The organism is Cryobacterium sp. HLT2-28 (genome assembly GCF_004402495.1).
Lineage (GTDB): Bacteria > Actinomycetota > Actinomycetes > Actinomycetales > Microbacteriaceae > Cryobacterium > Cryobacterium mannosilyticum.
The window spans coordinates 62,095-87,311 of sequence record NZ_SOFH01000007.1; the positions used below are offsets into that span (position 1 = coordinate 62,095).

The 25,217-nt window shown below is 70.5% G+C and carries 16 protein-coding genes and 1 pseudogene; 16 read left to right on the forward strand and 1 reads right to left on the reverse strand.

Annotation, left to right across the window (positions count from 1 at the left end; genetic code table 11):
* Positions 1-124: 124 nt before the first annotated feature.
* From E3O48_RS02745 to E3O48_RS02755, 3 genes are read left to right on the forward strand one after another with little or no spacing between them, the layout of a single operon-like run.
* Positions 125-2,590 carry a phosphoketolase gene (locus E3O48_RS02745; RefSeq protein WP_134537227.1) on the forward strand — a complete coding sequence of 822 codons (2,466 nt, stop codon included), beginning with the start codon at positions 125-127 and terminating at the stop codon, positions 2,588-2,590.
* Complete coding sequence (gene pta / locus E3O48_RS02750) at positions 2,590-4,800, forward strand: phosphate acetyltransferase (RefSeq protein WP_134508823.1); 2,211 nt, start codon at positions 2,590-2,592, stop codon at positions 4,798-4,800. Before E3O48_RS02745 ends, pta begins: the two co-directional genes overlap by 1 nt.
* Positions 4,797-6,011 (forward strand): acetate/propionate family kinase, encoded by a 1,215-nt coding sequence (locus tag E3O48_RS02755; protein ID WP_134537228.1) that lies wholly within the window; start codon positions 4,797-4,799, stop codon positions 6,009-6,011. Before pta ends, E3O48_RS02755 begins: the two co-directional genes overlap by 4 nt.
* Positions 6,012-6,165: 154 nt before the next feature.
* Here E3O48_RS02755 and E3O48_RS02760 read toward each other — a convergent pair whose 3' ends face one another.
* The gene (locus tag E3O48_RS02760) at positions 6,166-7,065 is read right to left on the reverse strand and encodes a type IV toxin-antitoxin system AbiEi family antitoxin domain-containing protein (RefSeq protein ID WP_134537229.1); all 900 of its coding nucleotides are present in this window, start codon (positions 7,063-7,065) and stop codon (positions 6,166-6,168) included.
* A 349-nt stretch (positions 7,066-7,414) separates the two neighbouring features.
* On the opposite strand from E3O48_RS02760, the gene E3O48_RS02765 reads away from it, so the two are divergent.
* From E3O48_RS02765 to E3O48_RS02825, 13 genes and pseudogenes are all read left to right on the forward strand, one after another.
* Positions 7,415-10,465, forward strand: coding sequence for a DNA polymerase III subunit gamma and tau (locus E3O48_RS02765; protein ID WP_134537230.1), 3,051 nt, complete (start codon positions 7,415-7,417; stop codon positions 10,463-10,465).
* 3 nt (positions 10,466-10,468) lie between these two features.
* Positions 10,469-11,068, forward strand: coding sequence for a recombination mediator RecR (gene recR, locus E3O48_RS02770; protein ID WP_134507565.1), 600 nt, complete (start codon positions 10,469-10,471; stop codon positions 11,066-11,068).
* A 238-nt stretch (positions 11,069-11,306) separates the two neighbouring features.
* Entirely contained in the window at positions 11,307-12,644 is a 1,338-nt protein-coding gene (locus E3O48_RS02775; protein ID WP_134507564.1) for an aspartate kinase, read from the forward strand.
* Between the two features lie 188 nt (positions 12,645-12,832).
* The gene (locus tag E3O48_RS02780) at positions 12,833-13,894 is read left to right on the forward strand and encodes an aspartate-semialdehyde dehydrogenase (RefSeq protein ID WP_134537231.1); all 1,062 of its coding nucleotides are present in this window, start codon (positions 12,833-12,835) and stop codon (positions 13,892-13,894) included.
* A gap of 151 nt (positions 13,895-14,045) precedes the next feature.
* Positions 14,046-16,472 carry a bifunctional diguanylate cyclase/phosphodiesterase gene (locus tag E3O48_RS02785; RefSeq protein ID WP_134537232.1) on the forward strand — a complete coding sequence of 809 codons (2,427 nt, stop codon included), beginning with the start codon at positions 14,046-14,048 and terminating at the stop codon, positions 16,470-16,472.
* A gap of 63 nt (positions 16,473-16,535) precedes the next feature.
* Entirely contained in the window at positions 16,536-17,048 is a 513-nt protein-coding gene (locus E3O48_RS02790) for a DUF1801 domain-containing protein (RefSeq protein ID WP_134537233.1), read from the forward strand.
* A 41-nt stretch (positions 17,049-17,089) separates the two neighbouring features.
* Entirely contained in the window at positions 17,090-18,568 is a 1,479-nt protein-coding gene (locus E3O48_RS02795; protein ID WP_255453690.1) for a malate:quinone oxidoreductase, read from the forward strand.
* A 220-nt stretch (positions 18,569-18,788) separates the two neighbouring features.
* Positions 18,789-19,784 (forward strand): annotated as a pseudogene (locus E3O48_RS02800) (Rv2578c family radical SAM protein); the annotation flags it as partial.
* A gap of 548 nt (positions 19,785-20,332) precedes the next feature.
* Entirely contained in the window at positions 20,333-21,280 is a 948-nt protein-coding gene (locus tag E3O48_RS02805) for a hypothetical protein (RefSeq protein WP_134537234.1), read from the forward strand.
* Positions 21,190-21,942: a sensor histidine kinase gene (locus tag E3O48_RS17505; protein WP_166788591.1), complete on the forward strand. Its 753-nt coding sequence runs from the start codon at positions 21,190-21,192 to the stop codon at positions 21,940-21,942. The genes E3O48_RS02805 and E3O48_RS17505 overlap by 91 nt, the downstream gene beginning before the upstream one ends.
* Positions 21,939-23,432 carry a hypothetical protein gene (locus tag E3O48_RS02815; protein WP_166788592.1) on the forward strand — a complete coding sequence of 498 codons (1,494 nt, stop codon included), beginning with the start codon at positions 21,939-21,941 and terminating at the stop codon, positions 23,430-23,432. The genes E3O48_RS17505 and E3O48_RS02815 overlap by 4 nt, the downstream gene beginning before the upstream one ends.
* A gap of 144 nt (positions 23,433-23,576) precedes the next feature.
* Entirely contained in the window at positions 23,577-24,203 is a 627-nt protein-coding gene (locus E3O48_RS02820; protein ID WP_134537236.1) for a thymidine kinase, read from the forward strand.
* Between the two features lie 301 nt (positions 24,204-24,504).
* Complete coding sequence (locus E3O48_RS02825; RefSeq protein ID WP_134537237.1) at positions 24,505-25,158, forward strand: response regulator transcription factor; 654 nt, start codon at positions 24,505-24,507, stop codon at positions 25,156-25,158.
* Positions 25,159-25,217: the final 59 nt, after the last annotated feature.

Genomic DNA, 25,217 nt, shown 5'->3' on the forward strand with positions numbered 1-25,217 from the left:
CGGCCGCCGGCCCCGGTTTACCGCGGTGAGGCCGCCGAAATGCCGTTAGCCATGATAACGATTCCGCAATTTCTCCTAGGATGGTAGGGCGCAGATAACGCCCCGACAGTGCCTGGAGGCACCCATGGTTGAATCGTCCGGTAAATCCTTCCTCTGGCCTCATCGCCAGACGCAACCGCTCAGTGCAGACGCCCTCGCCAGCGTCGACGCCTGGTGGCGGGCCGCAAATTACCTGGCGGTCGGGCAGATCTACCTGTTGGACAACCCGTTATTGCGTGAACCCCTCAACCGTGACCACATTAAACCGCGCCTGCTGGGCCACTGGGGAACGACCCCGGGGCTCAACTTCCTCTACGCCCACCTGAACCGGGCCATCCAGGAACGCGCCATCAGCACCCTGTATGTCACCGGCCCCGGCCACGGCGGCCCCGGCATGGTTGCCAACGCCTACCTCGACGGCACCTACAGCGAGATCTACTCCGGTATCGAGCAGAGCGAACGCGGCGTCAAGGCCCTGTTCCGCCAGTTCTCCTTCCCGGGCGGCATCCCCAGCCACGCCTCACCCGAAACGCCCGGCTCGATCCATGAGGGCGGCGAGCTCGGCTACGCGCTCAGCCACGCCTACGGTGCGGCCTTCGACAACCCCGACCTGCTCGTCGCCGCCGTCGTCGGCGACGGCGAGGCCGAGACCGGCCCGCTCGCCACCAGCTGGCACTCGAACAAGTTCGTCGACCCGCTCGTCGACGGCGTCGTGCTGCCGATCCTGCACCTCAACGGCTACAAGATCGCCAACCCCACCGTGCTCGCCCGCATCCCCGAGGAGGAACTCCTCGACCTGATGCGCGGCTACGGCCACAAGCCCTACATCGTCTCCGGCGGGTTCAACGAGGAAGACCCGCTCCTGGTGCACCAGCGGATGGCCGAGACCCTCGACGAGGTGCTCAACGAGATCGCCGACATCAAGGCCCGCGCCCTGGCCGGCGACACCGAACGCCCGCGCTGGCCGATGATCATCGTGCGCACCCCCAAGGGCTGGACCTGCCCGACAACGATCGACGGCGTGCAGGTCGTCGACTCCTGGCGTTCGCACCAGGTGCCGCTGAGCAACGCCCGCGACACGCTTGAGCACACCCGGCTGCTCGAGGGCTGGCTCGCCTCCTACCGGCCGGAGGAACTCTTCGACGAGGCCGGCGCCCCGGTCGCGAAGATCACGGCCCTCGCCCCGGTCGGCGACCTGCGGATGAGCGCCAACCCGGTCTCCAACGGCGGACTGCTCCGCAAGGACCTGCGGCTGCCGAACTTCCGCGACTACGCCGTCGACGTGCCGTCGCCCGGCGCGACCACCGACGAGGCCACCAAGGTGCTCGGCATCTGGCTGGCCGACGTCATCCGCGACAACCCCGACAACTTCCGCATCTTCGGGCCGGACGAGACGGCATCCAACCGGCTCGCCCCTGCCGTGTTCGCGGCAACGGACAAGACCTGGAACGGCGAGTACCACCCGGGCGACACCAACCTCGACCGGGCCGGACGGATCATGGAGATGCTCAGCGAGCACCAGTGCCAGGGCTGGCTCGAGGGCTACCTGCTCACCGGCCGCCACGGCCTGTTCAACTGCTACGAGGCGTTCATCCACATCGTCGACTCGATGTTCAACCAGCACGCCAAATGGCTCAAGGTGACCCGCGAGATCCCGTGGCGCCGTTCGATCTCCAGCCTGAATTACCTGCTCTCCTCGCACGTCTGGCGCCAGGACCACAACGGCTTCTCGCACCAGGACCCGGGCTTCATCGACCACGTCGTCAACAAGAGCGCGGATGTCGTGCGCGTCTACCTGCCGTTCGACGCCAACACGCTGCTCTCCATCTACGACCACTGCCTGCGCAGCGTCGACTATGTGAACGTCGTCGTCGCCGGCAAGCAGCCCGCGCCGAACTGGTTGACCATGGACCAGGCCGTCGCGCACTGCGAGCGCGGCCTCGGCATCTTCGACTGGGCCGGCACCGAGGTCGCCGGCACCGAGCCGGATGTCGTGCTCGCCGCCGCCGGAGAGGTGCCGACCCTGGAGATCCTGGCCGCGGCCGCGATCCTGCGGGAGGCGATCCCCGAACTCAAGGTGCGCGTGGTCAACGTCGTCGACCTGATGCGCCTGCAGTCCGAGGCCGACCACCCGCACGGGCTCAGCGACGCCGAGTTCGACGCGTTCTTCACCGCCGACAAGCCGATCGTGTTCGCCTACCACGGCTACCCGTGGCTGATCCACCGCCTGACCTACAAGCGCCACGGCCATGCCAACCTGCACGCCCGCGGGTACAAGGAGGAAGGCACCACCACGACCCCGTTCGACATGGTCATGCTCAATGACCTCGACCGGTACCACCTGGTGATGGACGTCATCGACCGGGTTCCGGGCCTCGGCGCCCGAGCCGGGCTGCTCCGCCAGGAGATGCAGGATGCGCGCCTGCGGGCCCGCGCCTACACCCGCGACCACGGGGAAGACATCCCCGAGGTGACCGAATGGGTCTGGGACGCCCAGGGCGCCGGAGCCGGCGTCGCCAATGCGATCGAAACGGGCGGGGACAACGAATAATGGCCGACAGCATCTACATCACCTCGGCAGAGGGCAACACCGGCAAGTCCACGATCGCGCTCGGCGTGCTGGACACCCTGCTCCGCTCGGTCGAACGGGTCGGCGTCTTCCGGCCCGTCGCCCGCTCGGTGCACCACCCCGACTACGTGCTCGAGCTGCTGCTCGCGCACCTGGCCACCGGGTCGGCGAAGAGCACACCGCCGCTCAGCTATGACGAGTGCGTCGGCGTCAGCTACGACGACGTGCACCTGGACCCCGACGCGGCCCTCGGCCGGATCGTGGCCCGGTACAAGGCCGTCGAGGCGAAGTGCGACGCGGTCGTCGTCGTCGGCAGCGACTACACGGATGTCGGCAGCCCCACCGAGCTCGCCTTCAACCTCCGGGTCGCCGCGAACCTCGGCGTGCCGGTGCTGCTCGTGCTCGGCGGCCGGGTCGGCCCCGGCCAGGGCGAGGTGCTCAACCAGAGCGACCGGCTCGGCCAGAGCGACCCGCGCGGGCCGGAGGACATCCGTCAGCTGACCGACGTCTCCCTGGCCGAGCTGCGAAACGAGCACGTCTCCCTGCTCGGGGTGATCATCAACCGGGCCGACCCCGCGCGCCTCGACGAACTGATCGGCTCCGTGCGCGGCGTGATCGACGCGCCGGGCAGCCAGCTGGCCTCCGTGCCGGTCTGGGCGATCCCCGAGGACCCGTACATCGTGGCCCCGAGCATGAAGAGCATCCTCAAGTCCACCAACGGCACCCTCGTGAACGGCGACCCCGCGCTGCTGTCGCGGGAGGCGCTGGGCGTGGTCGTCGCGGCCATGTCGATGGTCAACGTGCTGCCGCGCCTGTTCGACGGCGCCGTCGTCGTCATCCCGAGCGACCGGCCGCAGGTGCTGCTCGCCGTGCTGATGGCGAACTCCTCCGCGACCTTCCCGTCGATCGCGGGCATCGTGCTCGTGGGCGGTTTCGCGCTCCCCGAGGAGATCGAACGCCTCGTCGACGGCCTCGCGCCGTCGGTGCCGATCATCCGCACCGAACTCGGCTCCTACGAGGCGGCGCTGAGGATCACGCACACCCCGGGCCGGATGGCGGCGGACTCGCAGCGCAAGCACGACACCGCGCTGGCCCTCTTCGAAGGCCACGTGGACGCATCCGTGCTGCTCGATCGGCTGCGGGTCAGCCGCGCCGACGTGGTGACGCCGCTGATGTTCGAGTACACGCTGCTCGAACGGGCCAGGAAGAACCGCAAGCGCATCGTCATGCCCGAGGGAGACGACGACCGCATCCTGCGGGCCGCCGCCACCCTGCTGGCCCGTGACGTGGCCGACATCACCATCCTCGGCGAGGAGTTCGAGGTGCGGTCCCGGGCGATCGGCCTGGGCCTGGACATTTCCAAAGCCCAGGTGGTCAGCCCGTTCGACGACGTGCTGCGCACCCGGTTCGCGGAGGAATACGCGAAGCTGCGCGCGCACAAGGGCGTCACGATCGACCAGGCGATGGATGTCGTCACCGACGTGTCCTACTTCGGCACGATGATGGTGCAGCTCGGCCTCGCCGACGGCATGGTCTCCGGCGCCACCCACACCACGGCGCACACCATCCGGCCGAGCTTCGAGATCATCAAGACCCGGCCGGACACCTCCGTCGTCTCGAGCGTGTTCCTGATGGCGCTCGCCGACAAGGTGCTCGTCTACGGCGACTGCGCGGTCAACCCCGACCCGTCCGCGGAGCAGCTGGCCGACATCGCGATCTCGGCCTCCGAGACCGCGGTGGAGTTCGGCATCGAACCGCGCATCGCCATGCTCTCCTACTCCACCGGGGAGTCCGGCAAGGGCGCGGATGTCGACAAGGTGCGCGCGGCGACAGAGCTCGTGCGCGAACGCCGGCCCGACCTGCTCATCGAAGGCCCGATCCAGTACGACGCGGCAGCGGATGCCGATGTCGCCGCCGCGAAGATGCCCGGCTCCGCCGTGGCCGGCCGCGCGACGGTGTTCATCTTCCCCGACCTGAACACCGGCAACAACACCTACAAGGCGGTCCAGCGCAGTGCCGGCGCCCTGGCGATCGGCCCCGTCCTGCAGGGCCTTCGCAAACCCATCAACGATCTTTCCCGAGGAGCACTTGTGCAGGACATCGTCAACACCGTAGCCATCACCGCGATCCAGGCGGCGACCCTGTCCGCCGTGGCGGCAGCCCGCACCGAGACCGCGGCGGTGTCCGCATGAGCGCCGTCCTGGTCGTCAACTCCGGCTCGTCGTCGTTCAAGTACCAGCTGATCGACATGGACACCGAGACCGAGCTGGCCAGCGGCCTGGTCGAACGCATCGGCGAGCCGATCGGGCACTCCCGGCACAACGCCGGACCCACCAAGGCGGACCGCACCGAACGCGACCTGCCGATCGCCGATCACACCGCCGGCTTCGCCGTGATGATCGAGGCCTTCACCGAGCACGGACCTCAGCTCAGTGAGGCCGACCTGATCGCCGTTGGCCACCGCGTCGTGCAGGGCGGGAACCGGTTCTTCGAGCCGACCGAGATCACCCACCTGGTGGAGCTGAACATCGAGGACCTGTCCGAGATCGCGCCGCTGCACAACCCGGGCGCCGTTCAGGGCATCCGTGCCGCCCGCGCCACCTTCGCAAACGTGCCGCACGTGGCCGTCTTCGACACCGCGTTCCACCAGACGCTGCCGCCGGAGGCGTACACCTACGCCATCGACCGGGACCTGGCCACCCGGTACCGTGTGCGCAAGTACGGCTTCCACGGCACCTCGCACAAGTTCGTCTCCGAGGCCGTGGCCACGTTCCTGGACCGGCCGCTGGCCGAGCTGAAGACGATCGTGCTGCACCTCGGCAACGGCGCCTCCGCCTGCGCCGTCGACGGCGGCCGTTCGATCGACACCTCGATGGGGATGACCCCGCTGCAGGGGCTCGTCATGGGCACCCGCTCGGGCGACATCGACCCGGCCGTCATCTTCCACCTGCGCCGCCGGGCCGGCATGAACACCGCCGAACTCGACGACCTGCTCAACCGCCGCGGCGGCATGCTCGCGCTGGCCGGCAACGGCGACATGCGCGACGTGGAGGACGCGTCGATCGCGGGCGACCCGGTCGCCCAGGCCGCCCTCGACGTGTACTTCCACCGGCTCAAGGGCTATGTCGGCTCCTACTACGCGCAGCTCGGCAGCGTCGACGTCATCGTCTTCACCGCGGGCGTCGGCGAGAACTCGCCGATCGTGCGCGCCGGTTCACTGGCCGGCCTGGAGGGCATGGGGATCGAGATCGACCCCGTGCGCAACGAGGCCAAGTCGCGCAAGCCCCGGGTGATCTCCACGGATGCCTCGAAGGTCACCGTGCTCGTCATTCCGACGAACGAGGAGCTGGAGATCGCCCGTCAGACCCTCGCGACGATCAACCGCACCCACCCCTCGAAGTAGCGCGTCGTTCCGCGCCGCGCCTCGCTCCCGCGGGGCGCGGGGCGCGGCGCGGGGCGGAGAAGCGCCGAGATGGAGTTTTTCGAAACCCGCGGCATCCGTTGCCCGTGGAAGCGGCGTGTCGCGAGAATCTCCATCCCGAACGGCGGGCGCGGGGTCAGAGCGGATCGTCGGCGTGCAGGATGACCCGGCCGAAGCGGCGGGTCTGCTCCCGTTTGGCGTCGTCGACCACGCGTGTGATGCTGAGGAACGTCGTCTCCCAGTCGTACATCACCTGGTCGTGGGTGAGCCGGAGCGCCCGGCGGCCCAGGCCCTCCGTCTTGAGGTCGCGGTTCCGGTCGAAGTGGAACCGGTCAGGGCCGTGCCACTTCTCGCCGTCGGTCTCCAGGGCGACGCAGTCCTCGACGAGCAGGTCCTCGTCGCCGACTCCCGTGACCTGCACCTGGGCGACCACGGTGTAACCGGCGTGCCGGAGCCGTCGCCGCACGATGGTCTCCATGCCCGACCCGGCCGTGAATTCCAGCTCACGGATGCCCCGCTGCAGCCGGGCGGGCGCCCGCCCGCAGACCCGCCGCACCTCGTCGACCGTGAGCAGACGTTCGTGCACCGCGGACTCGAGGCAGGCGATCGCGTTCTCCTCGTCGAGGCAGCGGATGGCCTGCCACACGGCCTCCATCGGAGAGACCAGCCAGGATCGCCGGGAGTCGGGGAACCGGGGGACCGCCCAGTGGTAGTGGATCGGCCGCCCGTTCCGGTCGGCGGCCGGCCGGTCGCCGCGGGCGTGCGGCGGAAGCTGCAGGTGGAGGGAGCGGTCGAGCCCGGTCCAGACCCCGGCCCGGCGGAGGGCGCTGAGGCAGCTGATCCGGCCGAAGGCCGCTGTGGCGGTTCGCTGGTCAGGGTCGGCATGGGCGCAGACGTAGACGCCGCGCACCGCACGGGCCACGGCCCCGCCGGCGAGGGCGTCGCGCAGGGCGCCGGGGGAGACTCCGCGGCGCCGGAGTTCGGCCGTCGTCGCGACGTGGCCGAGCGAACAGATGACGGATGCCGCGCTGTGCATGCGCTCAGGGTCCGCCGGCCGTGGCCGGCCGCGGCGGAACGCGGGCGATGCGTGAGAAGCGGCGTTCCGCGAGCGCTGTGGGGGGATGGCGAGCCGCGGGCTGTCGCGGACCTTCGGCGCGGGCGGTTGGGCCGCGCCGACGCATGCCGCGGGGATGGAGTTTTTCGCGCCCCGCGGCATCCGTCGCCCGTGGAAGCGGCGTGTCGCGAGAATCTCCATCCCCAACGGGGTGAGCCCGGTGAGCCCGGTGAGCGCGGTGAGCGCGGGGGCGGTCGGTGGCGACGGATGCCGCGCCGGGGCCGTCCACAGGCCGGGGCGGACTGTCAGTGGCGCCGACTACGATTGACCCGTGGTTACCGCCCTGTATCGCCGCTACCGGCCAGAGACCTTTGCCGAGATGATCGGCCAGTCCCAGGTGACCGAACCCCTGATGACTGCGCTGCGCACGAATCGGGTGAATCACGCCTACCTGTTCAGCGGCCCCCGCGGCTGCGGCAAGACGACGTCCGCCCGCATCCTCGCCCGCTGCCTGAACTGCGCCGAGGGCCCGACCGACACCCCGTGCGGCGTCTGCCCGAGCTGCGTCGAGCTGTCCCGCGACGGCGGCGGCTCGCTCGACGTGGTCGAGATCGACGCGGCCAGCCACAACGGCGTCGACGACGCCCGGGACATCCGTGAGCGCGCCATCTTCGCGCCGGCCCGCGACCGCTACAAGATCTTCATCCTCGACGAGGCGCACATGGTCACGCCGCAGGGCTTCAACGCGCTGCTCAAGATCGTCGAAGAGCCGCCGGAGCACGTCAAGTTCATCTTCGCGACGACGGAGCCCGAAAAGGTGATCGGCACCATCCGTTCGCGCACGCACCACTACCCGTTCCGGCTGGTGCCGCCCGGGCCGATGCTCGAATACGTCCAGACTCTCTGTGAGAGCGAGACCATGACGGTCGCGCCCGGGGTGCTGCCGCTCGTCGTGCGCGCCGGCGGCGGATCGCCCCGTGACACCCTGTCCCTGCTCGACCAGCTGATGGCCGGCTCCGACGGGCACTCCGTGGAATACGAGCGCGCCGTCGCGCTGCTCGGCTACACCAACGCGTCCCTGCTCGACGAGTCCATCGATGCGATCGCCGCGCGCGACCCATCCGCCGCGTTCGACGCGGTCGACCGGGTCATCCAGACCGGGCAGGACCCGCGGCGTTTCGTCGAGGACCTGCTCGAGCGCATGCGTGACCTGATCATCGTCGCGGCGACCTCCGCCGCGGGCGCAGCGGCCGTGCTCCGCGGCGTGCCGCAGGACGAGCTCGACCGGATGGCCCTGCAGGCCGCCAAGTTCGGCCCCGCAGAGCTGTCGCGCACCGCCGACATCCTCAACGCCGCGCTGACCGAGATGACCGGCGCCACCTCGCCGCGCCTCCACCTCGAACTGATGATCGCCCGGGTGCTCATCCCCGCCAGCGACGACTCCACCCGCGGTGCCCTCGCCCGGGTCGAACGGCTCGAACGCCGGATCGGCGTCGACGGGGGCGCCGGTTCCGTGGTCGCGGTCGACTCCGCGAACTCCGTCCGCCAGACGACGGATGCCGCGCCCGCCCCGGCGACAGCGACCGCCCCGGCGACACCGGCGGCTTCCGCCCGGCCGGCGACCTCCGCGAATCCCGCAGCGACTCCGCCCGCGGGTCGCACGACCTCGGACCCCACGGCGGTCTCGGGCAGCACGACCTCGGGCAGCACGACGGTCTCGGCCGGCGCCGGCTCGACCGCCCCAGCCGCCCCGGCTGCGCCCGCTCCGCGCGCCGTCCCGGCGGCCGAAGTCGCGGCATCCGTCACCGTGCGCCCGGTCGGACCGGTCACCTTCCAGCAGGTGAGGGATGCCTGGCCCGAGGTGCTCGAGGCCGTTCAGGCCGCAAAGACCAGCGCCTGGCTGGTGCTCTACACCGCCAAGGCCTTGGAACTGCGCGACGGCGACCTGCTCGTTCTGTCGTTCCCGAGCCAGAAAGACGTCGAGGGGCTCAAACAGCCCGCCGCGCCGGGCCAGGGCGTCGGCGACTTCCTCAAGCGCGCGATCAACGACGTGCTCGGCTTCACGCCGCGTCTCACCGCCAGGGTCGACCGCCCGGGCGGCCCCGACGGCGGCGGCAGCGGCGGCGCAGGGGCGCCGTCCGCCCTGCGGACCCCCGTGGGCCCGTCGGCATCCGCCCGCACCGAAGACCGGAGTGTTCCGGAACGGTCCGGAGCCGCGGCCAACCGCGGGGGAGCAGGGCGCGCCGCCGGAGACACGACTGTTCCGGCGACCGAGCCGGCGCCGCCCACCGACGACGACGCACCGCCGGCCGAGGACACGCCGCCCGACACCGAGCCCGGCACCGGTTCCGACGCCGAGTCCGGCATCGGCTCCGAGTCCGGCTCCGGCTCCGAGTCCGGCTCCGGCTCCGGTTCCGGCTCCGACGCCGAGTCCGACGCCGAGTCCGACCCGGAGCGCGAGAGAGTGCTCAACGCCGCTTCCGACCCGGAGGCTGAAGGCCTGCCCGGTGCCGATCCGAGCGTGCCCGGTGCCGATCCGAGCGTGCCCGGTGCCGAGCCGAGCGTGCCGGGCGCAGCGCCGAGCGTGCCCGGCGGTGAGCCGATCGTTCCCCAGTCTGAGCCGGCGCGCGCGCCTGGGCGCGCTGCCGCCGCTGATGCCAACGCCAACGCCGATGCCAACGCCAACGCCGATGCTGATGCCGACGGCTCCGATGCCGGTTCCGGCCTCGACGCCGATTACCGCGCGGGTTCCGGCCTCGACGCCGATTCCCGCGCGGGTTCCGGCCCAGGCTCACCGGCGCAGCAGCGCTCGGAGCATCCGGCCAGGCCCGCGGCGTCGACCGGAGAGACAGTCACCGCCTGGGCGACCGCGGTCATCCCCGGCTCGGCATCAGCGCCGACTCCGGCCGCCAGGCCGGTCCCGGCCGCCGCGCCCGCTTCGGCCGCGGAGCCTGCGCGGGCCGCCGCGCCCGCTTCGGCCGTCGTACGCGCGGCAAGGAGCGGCACCCCCGCGGCGCAGTCGTCCGCCGATGACGAGCCGCCGCCCTACGACGACGGCGATGTGCCTCCCGATGACGAGTATCCGCCCGACCGCTTCGACAGGTCGGCGCGTCCACCGGAATCCGCGCCGGACCCCCGGTCACCCGTTGTGGTGTCCGCCGCCCCCTCCGGTGCAGGTATCCAGCCCTCTGCCACAGCCACAGCCGCCGCCACTCGCACGGCACCGCAGGCGGGCAGGGCCCCGGCAGGCGCCGCGGCCCGCCGCGCACCGGCCTTCGCCGAGAAGCAGCGCTACGGGGAATCGGTCGTCCGCGAGATCCTCGGCGCGACCTTCCTCGAAGAACAAGACCACATCCCGGTATCCCGAAGCAGAGGCGACTAGTCCATGTACGAAGGCATCGTTCAGGAACTGATCGACGAACTCGGCCGGCTCCCCGGCATCGGCCCGAAGTCGGCCCAGCGGATCGCATTCCACATCCTGCAGACCGAGCAGTTCGACGTGACCCGCCTCGCGAACGTGCTGCTCGAGGTGCGCGACAAGGTGCGGTTCTGCTCCATCTGCGGCAACGTCTCCGAACAGGAGACCTGCCTGATCTGCCGCGACCCCCGCCGCAACCCGGCCATGATCTGCGTCGTCGAAGAGGCCAAGGACGTCGTCGCGATCGAACGCACCCGCGAGTTCAAGGGGCTTTACCACGTGCTCGGCGGTGCGATCAGCCCCATCGACGGCATCGGACCCGACGACCTGCGCATTCGCCAGCTGATGCAGCGCCTCGCCGACAACACGGTGCAGGAAGTCATCATCGCGACCGACCCCAACCTCGAGGGCGAGGCGACGGCCACCTACCTGTCCCGGCTGCTCACGACGCTCGAGATCAAGGTCACCCGCCTCGCGTCGGGGCTGCCGGTCGGCGGCGACCTGGAATACGCCGACGAGGTCACCCTGGGCCGGGCCTTCGAGGGTCGACGCACCGTCACGCACTGACCGAGGCCGCCCTGGGGATGCCCGTCCACGCCGCGCCCCGGCATCCGTCACCCACGTTCGATCGGAGTTCCTTGCGACACGCCGCCGCCGGCGCCCGTCCAGACGGCGTGTCGCAAGGAACTCCGATCCAACGTGCCCGGTGCCCGGCGCACAGCGTCACATTGCCGCCGCCGAATACAAACGCATTTATGATGGGACCTTGGGCCGTGCCCGCCTACCCGATGTTCAGGAGTCCCACGTGAGCTTGATCGTGCAGAAGTTCGGCGGTTCGTCCGTCGCCGACGCGGAAAGCATCAAGCGCGTGGCCAAGCGCATCGTCGACACCCGCAAGGCCGGCAACGAGGTCGTCGTCGCCGTCTCCGCGATGGGCGACTCGACCGACGAACTCCTCGACCTGGCCCACCAGGTCACCCCGATCCCCGCCCCGCGCGAACTCGACATGCTCCTCACCGCGGGCGAGCGCATCTCGATGGCGCTGCTGGCGATGGCGATCAAGAGCATGGGCTACGACGCCCGCTCCTTCACCGGCAGCCAGGCCGGCATGATCACGGATGCCCACCACGGCGCCGCCCGCATCGTCGACGTGACCCCGGGCCGCATCCGTGACGCCCTCGACGACGGGGCCGTGGCGATCGTCGCCGGCTTCCAGGGCTTCAACCGAGACACCAAGGACATCACCACCCTCGGCCGCGGCGGCTCCGACACCACCGCCGTCGCCCTCGCCGCCGCCCTGGGCGCCGACATCTGCGAGATCTACACAGATGTCGACGGCGTCTTCACGGCCGACCCCCGCGTCGTGCCGCGCGCGCACAAGCTCGACCGGATCACGAGCGAGGAAATGCTCGAGCTCGCCGCCGCCGGCGCCAAGGTGCTCTACATTCGCGCGGTGGAATACGCCCGGCGGCACGGGGTGACCCTGCACGTACGGTCCTCGTTCAACAACAACCTCGGCACCATCGTCTACAACTCGGAGACGACCAGCCCGACCAGCGCAATCCCGATCTCGTCGGTCCCCGAGGCCGCCGAGCCCAATCCCGCATCCTCGAATGGAGAGACAGTGGAAGAGCCAATCATCGCCGGGGTCGCCGCCGACCTGAGCGAAGCCAAGGTCACGGTCGTCGGTGTCCCCGACATCCCCGGCAAGGCCGCGCAGATCTTCAAGATCGTCGCGAAGACGAACGCGAACGTGGACATGATCGTCCAGAACGTGTCCGCCGCGTCCACGGGGCTGACCGACATCTCCTTCACCCTCCCCAAGTCGGAGGGCCAGCAGGTGCTCACCGCGCTGACCAACGAGCAGGACAACGTGGGCTTCGCCGGCCTGCAGTACGACGACCAGATCGGCAAGCTGGCGCTCGTCGGCGCCGGGATGCGCACCAACACCGGCGTCTCGGCCCGGCTGTTCGAGGCGCTCTACGAGGCCGGGATCAACATCGAGATGATCTCGACCAGTGAGATCCGCATCTCCGTCGTCACCCGCGCCGACACCATCAACGAGGCGCTCCGGGTGGTGCACACGGCCTTCGGGCTCGACTCCGCCGACGACGCGATCGTGCACGGCGGCACCGGCCGCTAGCCGGCATCCGTCCGGCCCTGCCGCCTCGGCAGCGCCGACGCCGCTTCGCGCATAACTCCTGCAATTTCGACTGAGATCCGCCGGGAGTGCCGCCTCCAGCCACGAACTGGAAGAATTGCAGGATTTATGAACATTGACTCAGGAAGATCGACCGGGTCGGACCGAATGGCAACCGTAAGGACAACATCGTGACCAGCACCGCAGGAATCCAGATCGGCGTCGTCGGGGCCACCGGCCAGGTCGGCGCCGTCGTGCGCCGCCTGCTGGAGGAACGGGACTTCCCGGTCGCCGGCATCCGTTTCTTCGCCTCCGCCCGCTCCGCCGGCACCACCCTGCCGTGGAAGGGCGAGAAGATCGTCGTCGAAGACGCGGCCACCGCCGACCCGACCGGCCTCGACGTCGCCATCTTCTCCGCCGGCGCCACGCTCTCCCGCGCCCAGGCGCCGCGCTTCGCCGCGGCCGGCGTCACCGTCATCGACAACTCCTCCGGCTGGCGGATGGACCCCGACGTTCCGCTCGTCGTGAGCGAGGTCAACCCCGAGGCGATCACGCAGGCCGTCAAGGGCATCATCGCCAACCCGAACTGCACCACCATGGCCGCCATGCCCGTGCTCAAGGTGCTGCACGACGAGGCCGGCCTCGAACGACTGATCGTGAGCACCTACCAGGCCGTGTCCGGCAGCGGACTTGCCGGGGCCCGGGAACTGGCCAGCCAGGTGCGCGCCGCGGCGCTGAGCGACAACCTGCTCCAGCTCGTGCACGACGGCTCCGCCGTGGCCATGCCCGACCCCGTGCTCTACGCCCGCCCCATCGCCTTCGACGTGGTGCCGCTGGCCGGGTCGATCGTCGACGACGGCGAGTTCGAGACCGACGAGGAGAAGAAGCTTCGCAACGAGAGTCGCAAGATCCTCGGCCTGCCCGACCTGTTCGTCTCCGGCACCTGCGTGCGGGTGCCCGTCTTCACCGGGCATTCGCTCTCCATCAACGCTGAGTTCGCCAACCCGCTCACGGTCGCCCGCGCGCTCGAACTGCTCGCCACCGCGCCCGGCGTGGTCGTGACGGATGTCCCGACTCCCCTCGAAGCGGCCGGCCAGGACCCGAGCTTCGTCGGCCGGGTCCGCCAGGACAGCGGTGTGCCGAACGGGCGCGGCCTTGCCCTGTTCATCACCAGCGACAACCTCCGCAAGGGCGCCGCGCTCAACGCGGTGCAGATCGCCGAACTCGTCGCCGCGGGCCTGCTGGTCTCCTGAGCCGAGCGGATCCGGCCCGCCGGGTCCTGCCCGCACGACCGGTCTCGCCTCCGCCCCCGCGCCCCGCGGGACACCGGGAGTGGGGGGCGCAGGCACGGCGGCCGGTGCACTAATGTTTGGAAACATGGGCGGGTATTCGGTGGCAGCAAACGTGAGACGCTACGGCCTCGCCGTCTTCGCCGCAGCGGCCCTCCTGACGATCGTCGTCGCGGTGATCTCCCTCGTGCCGGCTCCGCAGGAGCACTGGGCCGTCGCCACAGTCGGGGTGCTCTGCGCCGGGGTGCTCGAACTCACCTGGGTGCGTCTCGGCAGCGTCGCGCACCGCAGCCCGATGATCGCCCTCCCGGTTCTCGCCCTGCCGGCCCTCGCCACCCTGCTGCCGATGCAGACGGCGATCGGGACGATCGCGCTCGGCGTGCTCCTGGCCGTTCTCCTCGAAGCGGGCCGCCTCACTGTCGCCCTCTACAGCGCCGGCCTGCAAAGCCTGGGCGGGCTCGTCTCCGTCGGCCTGTTCGCCGGTCTGCGGGCCCTCGGAATCACCGACCTCGCCGCGGTGGCCGCGGCCTGCGCCGGCTACATCGGATTCGTGCTCCTGGTGGAGATTTTGCGCAAACGGATCATCGATCCCCCCGTCGACCGGGGCGGGCGCCCGCTGCTCTGCCCGCTGCGGCTGACCGGCGCGCTCCTGGGCGCCGTCCTCGTCGCCGTGGTCGGCGCGCTCTGGAGCGACGCCGGCCCGCCGTTCCTGGTCGAGGTGAGCGCGACCGTGAACACGCTCGAGGTGCTCCTCGGAATCGTGATCGTGGCCTCGATCGTCAAGGTCGTCTCCGTCTTCGCCGACATGCGGCGACGGCTGGCGGGCCTGGTCGCCGGCGCCAGCTCCCTGAGCGCGGATGCCGAGACCGGCGCGCGGTCAGGGGCCGAGATCGCCGAGGTGCTCTGCCAGGCCGTCGCCGACTCGGTCGGGGTCGAAGCGGTCGTCGTGCGGGGCGAGCCGGCCCGGCCCGGTGAGATCAGCCTGCCGCTGTCGTTCGTCGCGCCGGGCGCCGCGCGGTACATCGTGGTCAGCCGCGATGCGATGGACGGCGCCTTCACCGGGAACGACCGCCGGGCGCTCGCGGCCCTGGTCACGACCGCCGAGATGGTGGTCAAGGCCGGCCAGAACGTGGCGGGGCTGACCCTGCGGGCGAACACCGACCCGCTCACCGGCCTGCCCAACTACGGCGCCTTCCAGGCCGCCCTCGCGAACATCAACGACCACCGCGACTACTCCGAGGCCCTCGCGGTGCTCTTCCTCGACCTCGACGACTTCAAACGCTTGAATGACCGGCACGGCCACGCGGCCGGCGACGAGGTGCTGCGCGAGCTCGGCCGGCGCCTGCGCGCCGTCGTGCGCCCCGACGACCTGGTCGCCCGGGTCGGCGGCGACGAGTTCGTGGTCATCCTGACCCACCTCACCTCCCTCGGTGAGGCGAAGGTCGTGGCCGAACGCATCCTGGCCACCACCGGTGAGCCGCTCATCGTCGGCCCGACCACGTTCAACCCGATGATGAGCATCGGGCTGGCCTATTCCGCCCACCGGGAGACCGACGTCACCCAGCTCGTGCAGGATGCCGACCGGGCCATGCTCGCGATCAAGAAGACCCGGCGCCGGGGCGGCTCAGCGCACGAGAGCAGCATCAACATCTCCAGCCACCGCTCGAGCCAGATGAACGACATCATCGCCCGGGCCATCGACGAGGACCTGCTCGAACTCGCCTTCCAGCCCATCGTCAGCCTGATCACCGGCCAGATCTGGGCGTTCGAAGCGCTCGTGCGCTACACCGACCCCGACCTGGGCCCGCTGTCGCCGCCGTCGATCGTGGAGAAGGCGAAGGGCCTGGGCCGGCTCGACGCGATGACCCGGCAGGTCGCCGTGAAGGCCATGGCCGCGGCCGCCGACTTCCGGCTGGTCGAGCCCAGGGTCGTCTGCATGACCTTCAACGTTGAGGCCGGCCAGATCCTGCCCGACCGTGTCGGCACGTTCGTCGAGGACCTCGCCGACCGTTACCCCGGGATCTCGCTCTGCCTCGAGCTGAACGAGCGGTCGATGGCCAAGGTAACCCCGGCCATCCGTGCCCAGGCCGACCGGATGCGCGATCTCGGCCTGATGATCGCGCTCGACGACTACGGCTCCCAGGATTCCTCGGTCGACTCGCTGGTGCGGATGCCGATGGACATCCTCAAGATCGACAAGAGCCTCGTCGACGACCTCGACGACATCCGGCAGCGCGAGGTGCTCACCGCGCTGCAGGGCTTCGGCGACAACCTCGAGTACTCGATGATCGTCGAGGGTGTGGAGAACGAGACCATGGCGTCGCACCTGAGTGCCCTCGGCATCCGCAGCGCCCAGGGCTTCCACTACGGCGTTCCGGAGAGCTTCGAGCACACCCTGAACCGGCTCGAGCAGTACGGTGCCGCCGCGGTGGTGCCGCGGATCATTCCCGCGCTGGTCCGGGACACATTCGACCCCGAGGGCGTTGCGGCGCTCCCGGCGGTTCCGGGCGCCCCCGGCCCATTCGCGGTGCCGGCGGCCTGATCGGCCGTCCACCGGCCGCCCACCGGCCGCCGCACGGGCCACCGCACCGGTTATTCTGGGGGGATGAGCACAGAGCCCGTCCCCGCCGAGGTCGAGAACTACTTCGCCGACCTCGAACCGGACCAGCGCGCCGTGCTCTACCCGGTGATCGACACGGTGCGCGACGCCATGCCGCCCGGCTACGTGCTGGGCATGTACTGGGGGATGCCGGGCTGGGTGATCCCACTGGAGACCTTTCCGGACACCTACAACGGAGCGCCGCTGGCCTACGTCAGCGTCGCCGCCCAGAAGAACTACAACTCGCTCTACCTGATGGGGCTCTACGGCGACCCCGAGGCGGATGCCGCGTTCCGCGCCGAGTGGGCAGCCACCGGCCGCACGCTGAACATGGGCAAGAGCTGCCTGAGGTTCAAGACCCTCGCCGACGTCGACCTCGGCATCATCGCCCGCACGGTGGCGAGCATCCCGGTCGATCGTTACCTGGAGACCTACCAGCGGATCAAGCCGGCCGCCGGCCGGGCCTCCGCCCGCACATCGACGGGCCGGCAGGCGCCGGGGGCGAGCGTCACGGGCTGAGCTGCACGGAGCATCCGTTCGCCGGAGATACACTGAAAAGTGTGAATCCAATGGCGAAGGTCGATGTCGTATTAATTGGTGGCGGCATCATGAGCGCCACCCTCGGTACCCTGATCAAGCAGTTGCAGCCCGACTGGAGCATCGAGGTCTATGAGCGTCTGGGCGAGGTCGCCCAGGAAAGCTCCAACCCGTGGAACAACGCCGGCACCGGCCATGCGGCCCTCTGCGAACTCAACTACATGCCCGCGGCCAAGGACGGCTCCGTCACCGCCGACAAGGCCGTGAGCATCAACGAGCAGTTCCAGATCAGCCGCCAGCTGTGGGCGCACCTGGTCACGACCGGCGCGCTGCCCGAGCCCACCAACTTCATCAACTCCACCCCGCACATGACGTTCGTGCGCGGCAAGGACAACGTCGCCTACCTGCGCAAGCGGTTCGCGGCGCTCGAGAACCAGCCGCTGTTCCACGGCATGGAATACAGCGAGGACCCGGCCGTGATCGGCACCTGGACCCCGCTGCTCACCAGGAACCGGCCCAAGGGCCACAAGATCGCGGCGACCCGGATCGTCTCCGGCACCGACGTTGACTTCGGTGCCCTGACCCGGTACCTGTTCGAGAGCCTCGCCGAATCCGGCGCGGGCATCCACGTGAACCAGCAGGTCACCGGCCTGAAACAGCTTACGGATGGCAGCTGGCGGCTGAACCTGCGCCGTCTGGTCGGCGGGCACCCGAGCCAGGTCAACGCCCGGTTCGTCTTCGTCGGCGCGGGCGGCGGCGCGCTCGCCCTGCTGCAGCAGAGCGGCATCCCCGAGATCAAGGGCTTCGGTGGCTTCCCGATCAGCGGGCAGTTCCTGCGCACCACGAACCCGAAGCTCGTCGCCCAGCACCAGGCCAAGGTCTATGGCAAGGCCGCCGTGGGAGCCCCGCCGATGTCGGTGCCGCACCTGGACACCCGCATCGTCGACGGGCAAGCCTCGCTGCTCTTCGGCCCGTATGCCGGTTTCACGCCCAAGTTCCTCAAATCGAGCACCTGGTTCGATCTGCCGTTCTCGATCCGCGCGCACAACATCGGGCCGATGCTCGCCGTGGCCGCACACAACTTCGGGCTGATGAAATACCTGATCGGCGAGGTTTTCGCCTCGAAGGCCACGAAGCTCAGGGCGCTGCAGGAGTTCATCCCCACCGCAAAACTGGCCGACTGGGAGCTCATCACCGCCGGGCAGCGCGTGCAGGTCATGAAGAAGGACCCCGATCAGGGTGGCGTGCTCCAGTTCGGCACCGAGGTCATCGCCTCGGCCGACGGCACGATCGCCGGGCTGCTCGGCGCCTCCCCGGGTGCGTCGACCGCGGCGCCGATCATGGTCGACCTGATCAAGCGGTGCTTCCCGGAGCGGTACCCGGCCTGGGAGTCCAAGCTGCGCGAGATGATCCCGAGCCTTGGCACGAAGCTCTCCGACGACCCGGCCGCCGCGGCCGCGTCGCTCGCCGCCACCGCCGCCGCGCTGAATCTTACCGCGTAGCGCGTAGCGCGTGCCGCCTCGCGGCGCTGCGCGCGGGGACTCGCGGCGCGGGGACTCGCGGCGCTCGCGCCGCGGCGCACCTCCGGGATGGAGTTTTTCGCGGAACGCGGTGTGTCCTGCCCGCACAGACGGCGTGTCGCGATTTTCTCCGGGCGGGCGGGCGGGCGGTCGGGCGCGGCATCCGCTTGCTTAATGCTCGAACGTGTGTTCGAATATCTGCATGAGGTGGAGCGCGCAGGAACTGAGCACGGAGCAGACGGGCGCGCTGCCCGGTCTGGCCCGGCTGAACAACCTCGTGCGCAGTGTGCGCACGCCCGAATTCGCCGGCATCACCTTCCATGAGGTGCTCGCCAAGTCCGCGCTCAACCGGGTGCCCGGCCAGAGCGCGATGCCGTTCGGCTGGACCATCAACCCCTACCGGGGCTGCTCTCACGCGTGCTCTTACTGCTTTGCTCGCCCGACGCACACGTACCTCGAGCTCGACGCCGGCAAAGACTTCGACAACGAGATCATCGTGAAGGTCAACGTGGCCGAGGTGCTGCGCAAGGAGCTCGCGAAGCCGAGCTGGGGCCGGCATCCGGTGGCCCTGGGCACGAACACCGACCCGTACCAGCGGGCGGAGGGCCGCTACCGGCTGATGCCCGGGATCATCGCCGCCCTCGCTCAATCCGGAACGCCGTTGTCCATCCTCACCAAGGGCACGCTGCTGCGCCGTGATCTCGACCTGCTCGTCGAGGCCAGCGGCGTCGTCCCCGTCGACCTGGCGATGTCGATCGCCATCTACGACGACGAACTGCAGCAGTCGGTGGAGCCCGGCACCCCGTCCACCGCCGCCCGCCTCGCCACGGTGACCGCGGTGCGCGAGCGCGGGCTCGACTGCTCGGTGTTCATGATGCCGATCCTGCCGTTCCTCACCGACACGAAGGCGCACCTTGACGCCGCGCTGCGCCAGGCGAAGGCGGCCGGCGCGTCGAACATCATGTACACCGCGCTGCACCTGCGCCCCGGGGTCAAGGACTGGTACCTGCAGTGGCTGGCCCGCGACCACCCCGAGTTGATGTCGCGCTACCAGGAGCTGTACGCGACGGGCGCGTACGCCCGGAAGGAGTACCGGATCTGGCTGGCGGCGCGGATCAAACCGCTGATCCGCGCGCATGGCCTCGAGCGCGGCCGGGAAGACCCCGCGACCGGCGGAGTGCGCTCGAGTGCGCTCGGCCGCCCGCAGCAGGGCAATCCCGACGCCGCGGCATCCCGGCCCGGCGACGGCCAGGACCCGTTTTCCCGCTTCGCCACCGACCGAAGCGCCGTCGCCTTCCCCGCCGACGACCGCGACCGCACCGACGACCGCGGCCGAAGCGCCGTAGCCTTCCCCGCCGACGACCGCGAGCGCACCGGCCGCTCCGCCTCGGAGGGCCTCGCCCTCGGTCCGGCGGATGCCGCGGTGCGCCCCGCCGCCTACGCGCGCACCCGGAGGTCCCTGATCGAAGAGGAACTCCCGCCGGAGCTCGCGCCGACCCTCTTCTGACGCGCAGGTTCTCGGCTCGCCCGCGCGCGTGCACGCACGTTGGGTCGGAGAAATTGGCAACACGCCGTGTTCGAGGCTGCGACACCACGCACGTCGCGAAAAACTCCATCCCAACGATCACACCGCCGGCGCGGCCGGCGCGGCCGGCGCCGGCGCGGTCCCACCCGGCCTGACCGGCGAATTCCTCCGCCGCGCTCACCGCCGGAGTGGGATACTCAACCAAGGCAGAGGAGGCCCCGATGACGCTGGGATTGCCCGACCATCTGGTCGAACCGATTCTCAGCCGTGCCCTCGCGCGCGCATCGCACCGGTTCGCACTCACCTGCCTCACCGGCGCCCTGCTCTCGGCGCTGGCCCTGAGCCTCGCCTACGAGTCCGGTGCGCTCTGGGTTGCCGTGCTTGCGGTCCTGGCCATGGCGGTGCTCCTCGTCGTCCTCAGCCTGCGCCACACCGTGCCGCTCACCATCGCCTACCTCCTGGTCGGCACAGGCGGCACCTACCTCTACACGACGGCCGTGCTCGGGCTGCCCGACGTCTTCCCGGCGTCGAACATATTCCTCGTCGCGCTGCCGAAACTGGCGCTGATCATGGTCGGCGGAGCCGGGGCCGGCGCGCTCACCGGAGTGCTCTGGAGCACGGCCGGTTTCGTGCTGGCCGAGACCGTCACCGTTGTCGCCGCGGCGGAGGCCGGGGTGGCCTACCTGCCCGATGGGTTCACCGTCTCCGCCTACCTGTTCCTCGTCGCCGTGCTCGTGCTCGCCGGTTCCGCCCGTCGCTCGCACCGTGCCGCCCAGTCCGCGATCCACCGGGCTGTGCAGGCCGATCAGTCCCGGCTCCTCCGCCAGGACCTCGACCGGCGCGCCCTTGACCTCAACCAGGACACCACCCTCAACGAGCTGATCGCCCTCTCCCGGGCCCACGTCGGCCCGCTCAGTGAGAACCTGGCCGGCAGCATCCGCGCGGCCTTGCACCGGCTGCGCGGCACCGACTGGCTGACCGACGCCGACGCCCACAGCGTCTCGCATCCTCCGGGGTCGGATGCTGGCTCGCCAGCGAGGTCTACCGGGCGATCGAGCGGTGCCGCGATCGCGGACTCGTGGTCGACGTCACGGGTGACCGGTCGGCCCTCGGTCGCCTCGAGCCCGGCGTCGACCATGAGCTCGGACTGGCTGTGCAGCAGTGCCTGATCAACGTCATCCTGCACGCGGGGATCGTGTCGGCCGAGGTTGACATCGGCGCCGACGACGGCACCGTTTCGGTGATGGTGATGGATGCCGGCCGCGGCTTCACCGAGTCGGAGACCGGTGCCGACCGGCTCGGTCTCCGCCAGGCGGTTCGTCGCCGGATCGAGCGGCTCGGAGGTTCGGTGACGGTCCTGACCCGTCCCGACGCGGGCACGTCGGTGCTGCTCAGCGTGCCCGCGTCGACCGAATCCGCCTCGGTGACCGGACCTGCCTCGGTGACCAACCCTGCCTCGGTGACCGGACCTGCCTCGGTGACCAACCCTGCCTCGGTGACCGGACCTGCCTCGGTGACCAACCCTGCCTCGGTGACCGGACCTGCCTCGGTGACCAACCCCGCCTCGGTGACCGGACCTGCCTCGGTGACCAACCCCGCGGCGGTGACCGGACCTGCCTCGGTGACCAACCCCGCGGCGGTGACCGGACCTGCCTCGGTGACCAACCCCGCGGCGGTGACCGGACCTGCCTCGGTGACCAACCCTGCCTCGGTGACCGGACCTGCCGCGGCGACCGAACCTGCCTCGGTGACCGAGCCTGTCGAGACGCCTGCCGAACCGGCGGAGCCACCAGCCGCTCCAGCGATCGCTGACGGGCAGGCGCCGCGTTGACCTCCACGCCGCGCACCCAGCAGGAGCCTCGCACCCCACGAAGGTTCCTCACCCAGCAGCGCCTCGACCCGCTCGGCGCCCTCGCCGCCTGGCCACTCGCGCCCGTCGTCGCGCTGATCGTCGTCGCGTACACGGCCACCACCACGGTGCTTCAGGCCGGGCAGATCCAGCATCCGCTGCTCTCCGTGCTCGCGATCGTGGCATCCGTCGCCGCGGCCGGCACCCTCGTGGCCGCGAGCCGGCCAGACCACGCGCCCTTCGACCGGCCGCTGCACCTCGTCATGGTTGGACTCGCCGTCTCGGCGCACCTGCTCGACGAGGCCGCCCGATGGGGCCGCAACACGCTGATCCAGGACGACTTCGGCCCGCTCTGCATCGGACTTCTCCTGCTCGCGCTCGCGCCCTACCGGCCGTGGCGGGAGATCGCACTTTCCGGGGCGGTCGCGGCCGCGATCGTCGCGGCGGTCACCGTGCCCCAGGCGCCGTCCCTCAGCATCGCGGTGCCCGCGGTGATCTACGCGATCGTCGCGGTCAGCCAGGTGCTGGCACCCGCGCTCGCCGGTGCCGCGTACTCGCGCCGGATTGTGCGGTTGCTGCTGACCTGGCAGACGGATGCCCGGCGCGCCATCGCGGCGCGCGCCGAGGAGAGCCGAGGCCAGGTCGTCCGCACCGTCGTCGAACAGCAGGGGGCGAGCCTCGGAGCGGGCGTGTTCCCGCTGCTGACCGGCGTGCTCGACCACGGAGAGGTCACCAGGGCCGACATCGCCCGGGCCGGCGAGCTGGCCGGCGCCCTGCGCAGGGAGCTCGTGCGCGACATCGACAAGACCTGGCTGGACGCGGTGGTCGACCGCGAACGCGCCGGCCTGCTCGAGCGCGGCGCCACCGCGCTGCTCGTCGTGGCCGACCCGGAGCACCGGGCCACGGCGTTCACCGCTGACCAGCGCGCGGCGATCGCGGCGCTGATCGGGGCGCTCTGCGCGGTCAGCGGATTCGACCCGTGCAGCCTGGTCGTGCAGGTTGCCGACGGCACGGATGCCCGCCGCCGCCCGCTCCTGGACCGCTTCGGCGAACTGACGGCCGGCGTCGGCACCGCACTGGACAAGCCCGGCCGCACGCCCCGCAGCCTCACCGTCGCCACGGAACCGACGGCGACGGGCACGGGGTCCCTGGCCACGGCCACGGCCACGGCCGCGGCGACGACCACGGACTCTGTCGCCACGACCACCGGTGCGATCACAACCGCGACGGGTTCGATCGGCACGGTCCCCGGGCCCGCCGCCCTGCCACTACGGGTCGCCACCGTCACGATCCAGGTCGGCATCGACCTGTCGGAGCGGAGGCTGCGCCGGGTGCTCCGCCCCTACCTCGGCGTGCTCCGGGTGGTCTTCGGCCGGGTGCGGGTGTCGATGCGCCGGCCGCTGCTCATGCTCGAGTTCGACGACGAGCGCGGGCCGACGAGCATCCGCCGCGGCCTCGGCACGGCCCGGTGACCCGTCGTGCGGGCGCGGGGCAAGTACGCTGAGTGAGGCCTGACGCCGGGTATCCGTTCCACTCAGCAAGCAGGAGCGGTGCAGCGGCGGCGCAGGAAACGGAGATGAGCGGCACACAGCGGCCGAGGGGCGGGGTTCGTAGCAGTGGCAAAACTGTACTTCCGATACGGGGCGATGAACAGCGGCAAGAGCACCTCCATGCTCCAGGCCGCCTACAACTATGAGGAGCGCGGGCACAAGGTGCTGCTGGCCAAGCCGTCGGTCGACACCAAGGGCGACCGCGGCATCCTCTCGCGGCTCGGCGTCACCCGCGGTGTCGACTTCCTGCTCACCCCCGCGGCGGATGCCTTCACCCTCTTCGCCGAGCACCGCGCCCGGGTGCTCGCCGACTCCGGCCTCGACGTCAGCTGCCTGCTCGTCGACGAGGCCCAGTTCCTGACCGAGCCGCAGGTCGACGACCTGCTCCGGATCGCTATCCTCGAGAACATCCCGGTGCTGGCCTACGGGATCCGCACCGATTTCCAGACCGTGGCGTTCCCGGGCAGCCGCCGGCTGCTCGAGGTGGCGCACAGCCTCGAGGAACTGAAGACGATCTGCCGCTGCGGGCGCAAGGCCGTGTTCAATGGGCGCAAGATCGACGGCGTCTTCGTCTTCGACGGCGACCAGGTGGCCATCGACGGCACCGAAGTGACCTACGAGTCGCTCTGCGGCTCCTGCTACCTCGAAGAGAGCGGCGGCGTGCTCAACAACCGCAGCCGCGGCACCGCCTGACCCGACGCACGGCAACGTCGGCGGCAGCGATGTCGCCGGCAGCCGGGCGTGGCGTGCGGTGCGCCCGAAAATTGGAGAAGGGGCGCTCAGACGATCCGGTCACGCAGTGTGCAGTCGTATCGCGAGCGCCCCACCAACCCCCCGGTGGTTTCCCCCGACTTACACCATAAGTGGGTGAAAACGGCCTGAAAAGCCGTCAGTTGTCAGGGCACCAGTACGGGGGTCAAAGCTGTCCGTATGCCCGCGGGCATGGCACACTCGTTCAGGCAGGTCCAGAAAAACCCCAGACGAAGGAACGAATATGGCTCGCTTTCGAGTCGCCCTCATCGATGACCACGAGATCGTGGCGCGCGGCTTCGCCGACCTGTTCTCCACCATCCCCGAGATCCACGTGGTGGCCACGGTGGCCACCGTCCCCGAGCTGTTGGCCTCACCGGCCCAGGCAGAGGGCATTGACCTGGTCATCCTCGACCTTCGCCTGTCCGACGGCTCCACCGTCACCGACAACGTCGACCGGCTCCGGGCGACGGATGCCGCAGTGCTCGCCTTCACCGCCGGCGACGACGCCCTGCTGATGCGGGCGGCCGCCCGCGGCGGAGTGCTCGGCGTGGTGCGCAAGTCCGAACCCACAGCCGTGCTGCTCGACGTGGTGCGCCGGGCGGCGGCGGGGGAGACGATCGCGTCCACGGAGTGGGCCGCCGCCCTCGACGGCGATCCTGACCTGGCCGACGCGGCGCTGAGCCCCCGCGAACGCGAGGTGCTCTCGCTCTACGCCGCCGGGGCGAAGGCGCCGCTGGTGGCGTCGCAGACCGGGCTGTCCGAACTCACGGTGATCGACTACATCCGTCGCGTCCGGTCGAAGTACGAGCGGGTGGGTCGCCCCGCCAACACGAAGATCGACCTGTACAAACGGGCGCTGGAAGACGGCATCCTGCCGATTCCCGGGCAGCCGTGACCGTAGGGAACGTCGCGGGGCCGCCGAAACCCGGCCGACAGTCGAGCACGGCCCGACCG

Excerpts from the sequence above, each read along its gene's own strand:
- E3O48_RS02745 (WP_134537227.1), top strand. The coding sequence starts at position 125 with ATGGTTGAATCGTCCGGTAAATCCTTCCTCTGGCCTCATCGCCAGACG.
- E3O48_RS02755 (WP_134537228.1), top strand. The coding sequence starts at position 4,797 with ATGAGCGCCGTCCTGGTCGTCAACTCCGGCTCGTCGTCGTTCAAGTAC.
- E3O48_RS02805 (WP_134537234.1), top strand. The coding sequence starts at position 20,333 with ATGACGCTGGGATTGCCCGACCATCTGGTCGAACCGATTCTCAGCCGT.
- pta (WP_134508823.1), top strand. The coding sequence starts at position 2,590 with ATGGCCGACAGCATCTACATCACCTCGGCAGAGGGCAACACCGGCAAG.
- E3O48_RS02790 (WP_134537233.1), top strand. The coding sequence starts at position 16,536 with ATGAGCACAGAGCCCGTCCCCGCCGAGGTCGAGAACTACTTCGCCGAC.
- recR (WP_134507565.1), top strand. The coding sequence starts at position 10,469 with ATGTACGAAGGCATCGTTCAGGAACTGATCGACGAACTCGGCCGGCTC.
- E3O48_RS02760 (WP_134537229.1), bottom strand. The coding sequence starts at position 7,065 with ATGCACAGCGCGGCATCCGTCATCTGTTCGCTCGGCCACGTCGCGACG.
- E3O48_RS02825 (WP_134537237.1), top strand. The coding sequence starts at position 24,505 with ATGGCTCGCTTTCGAGTCGCCCTCATCGATGACCACGAGATCGTGGCG.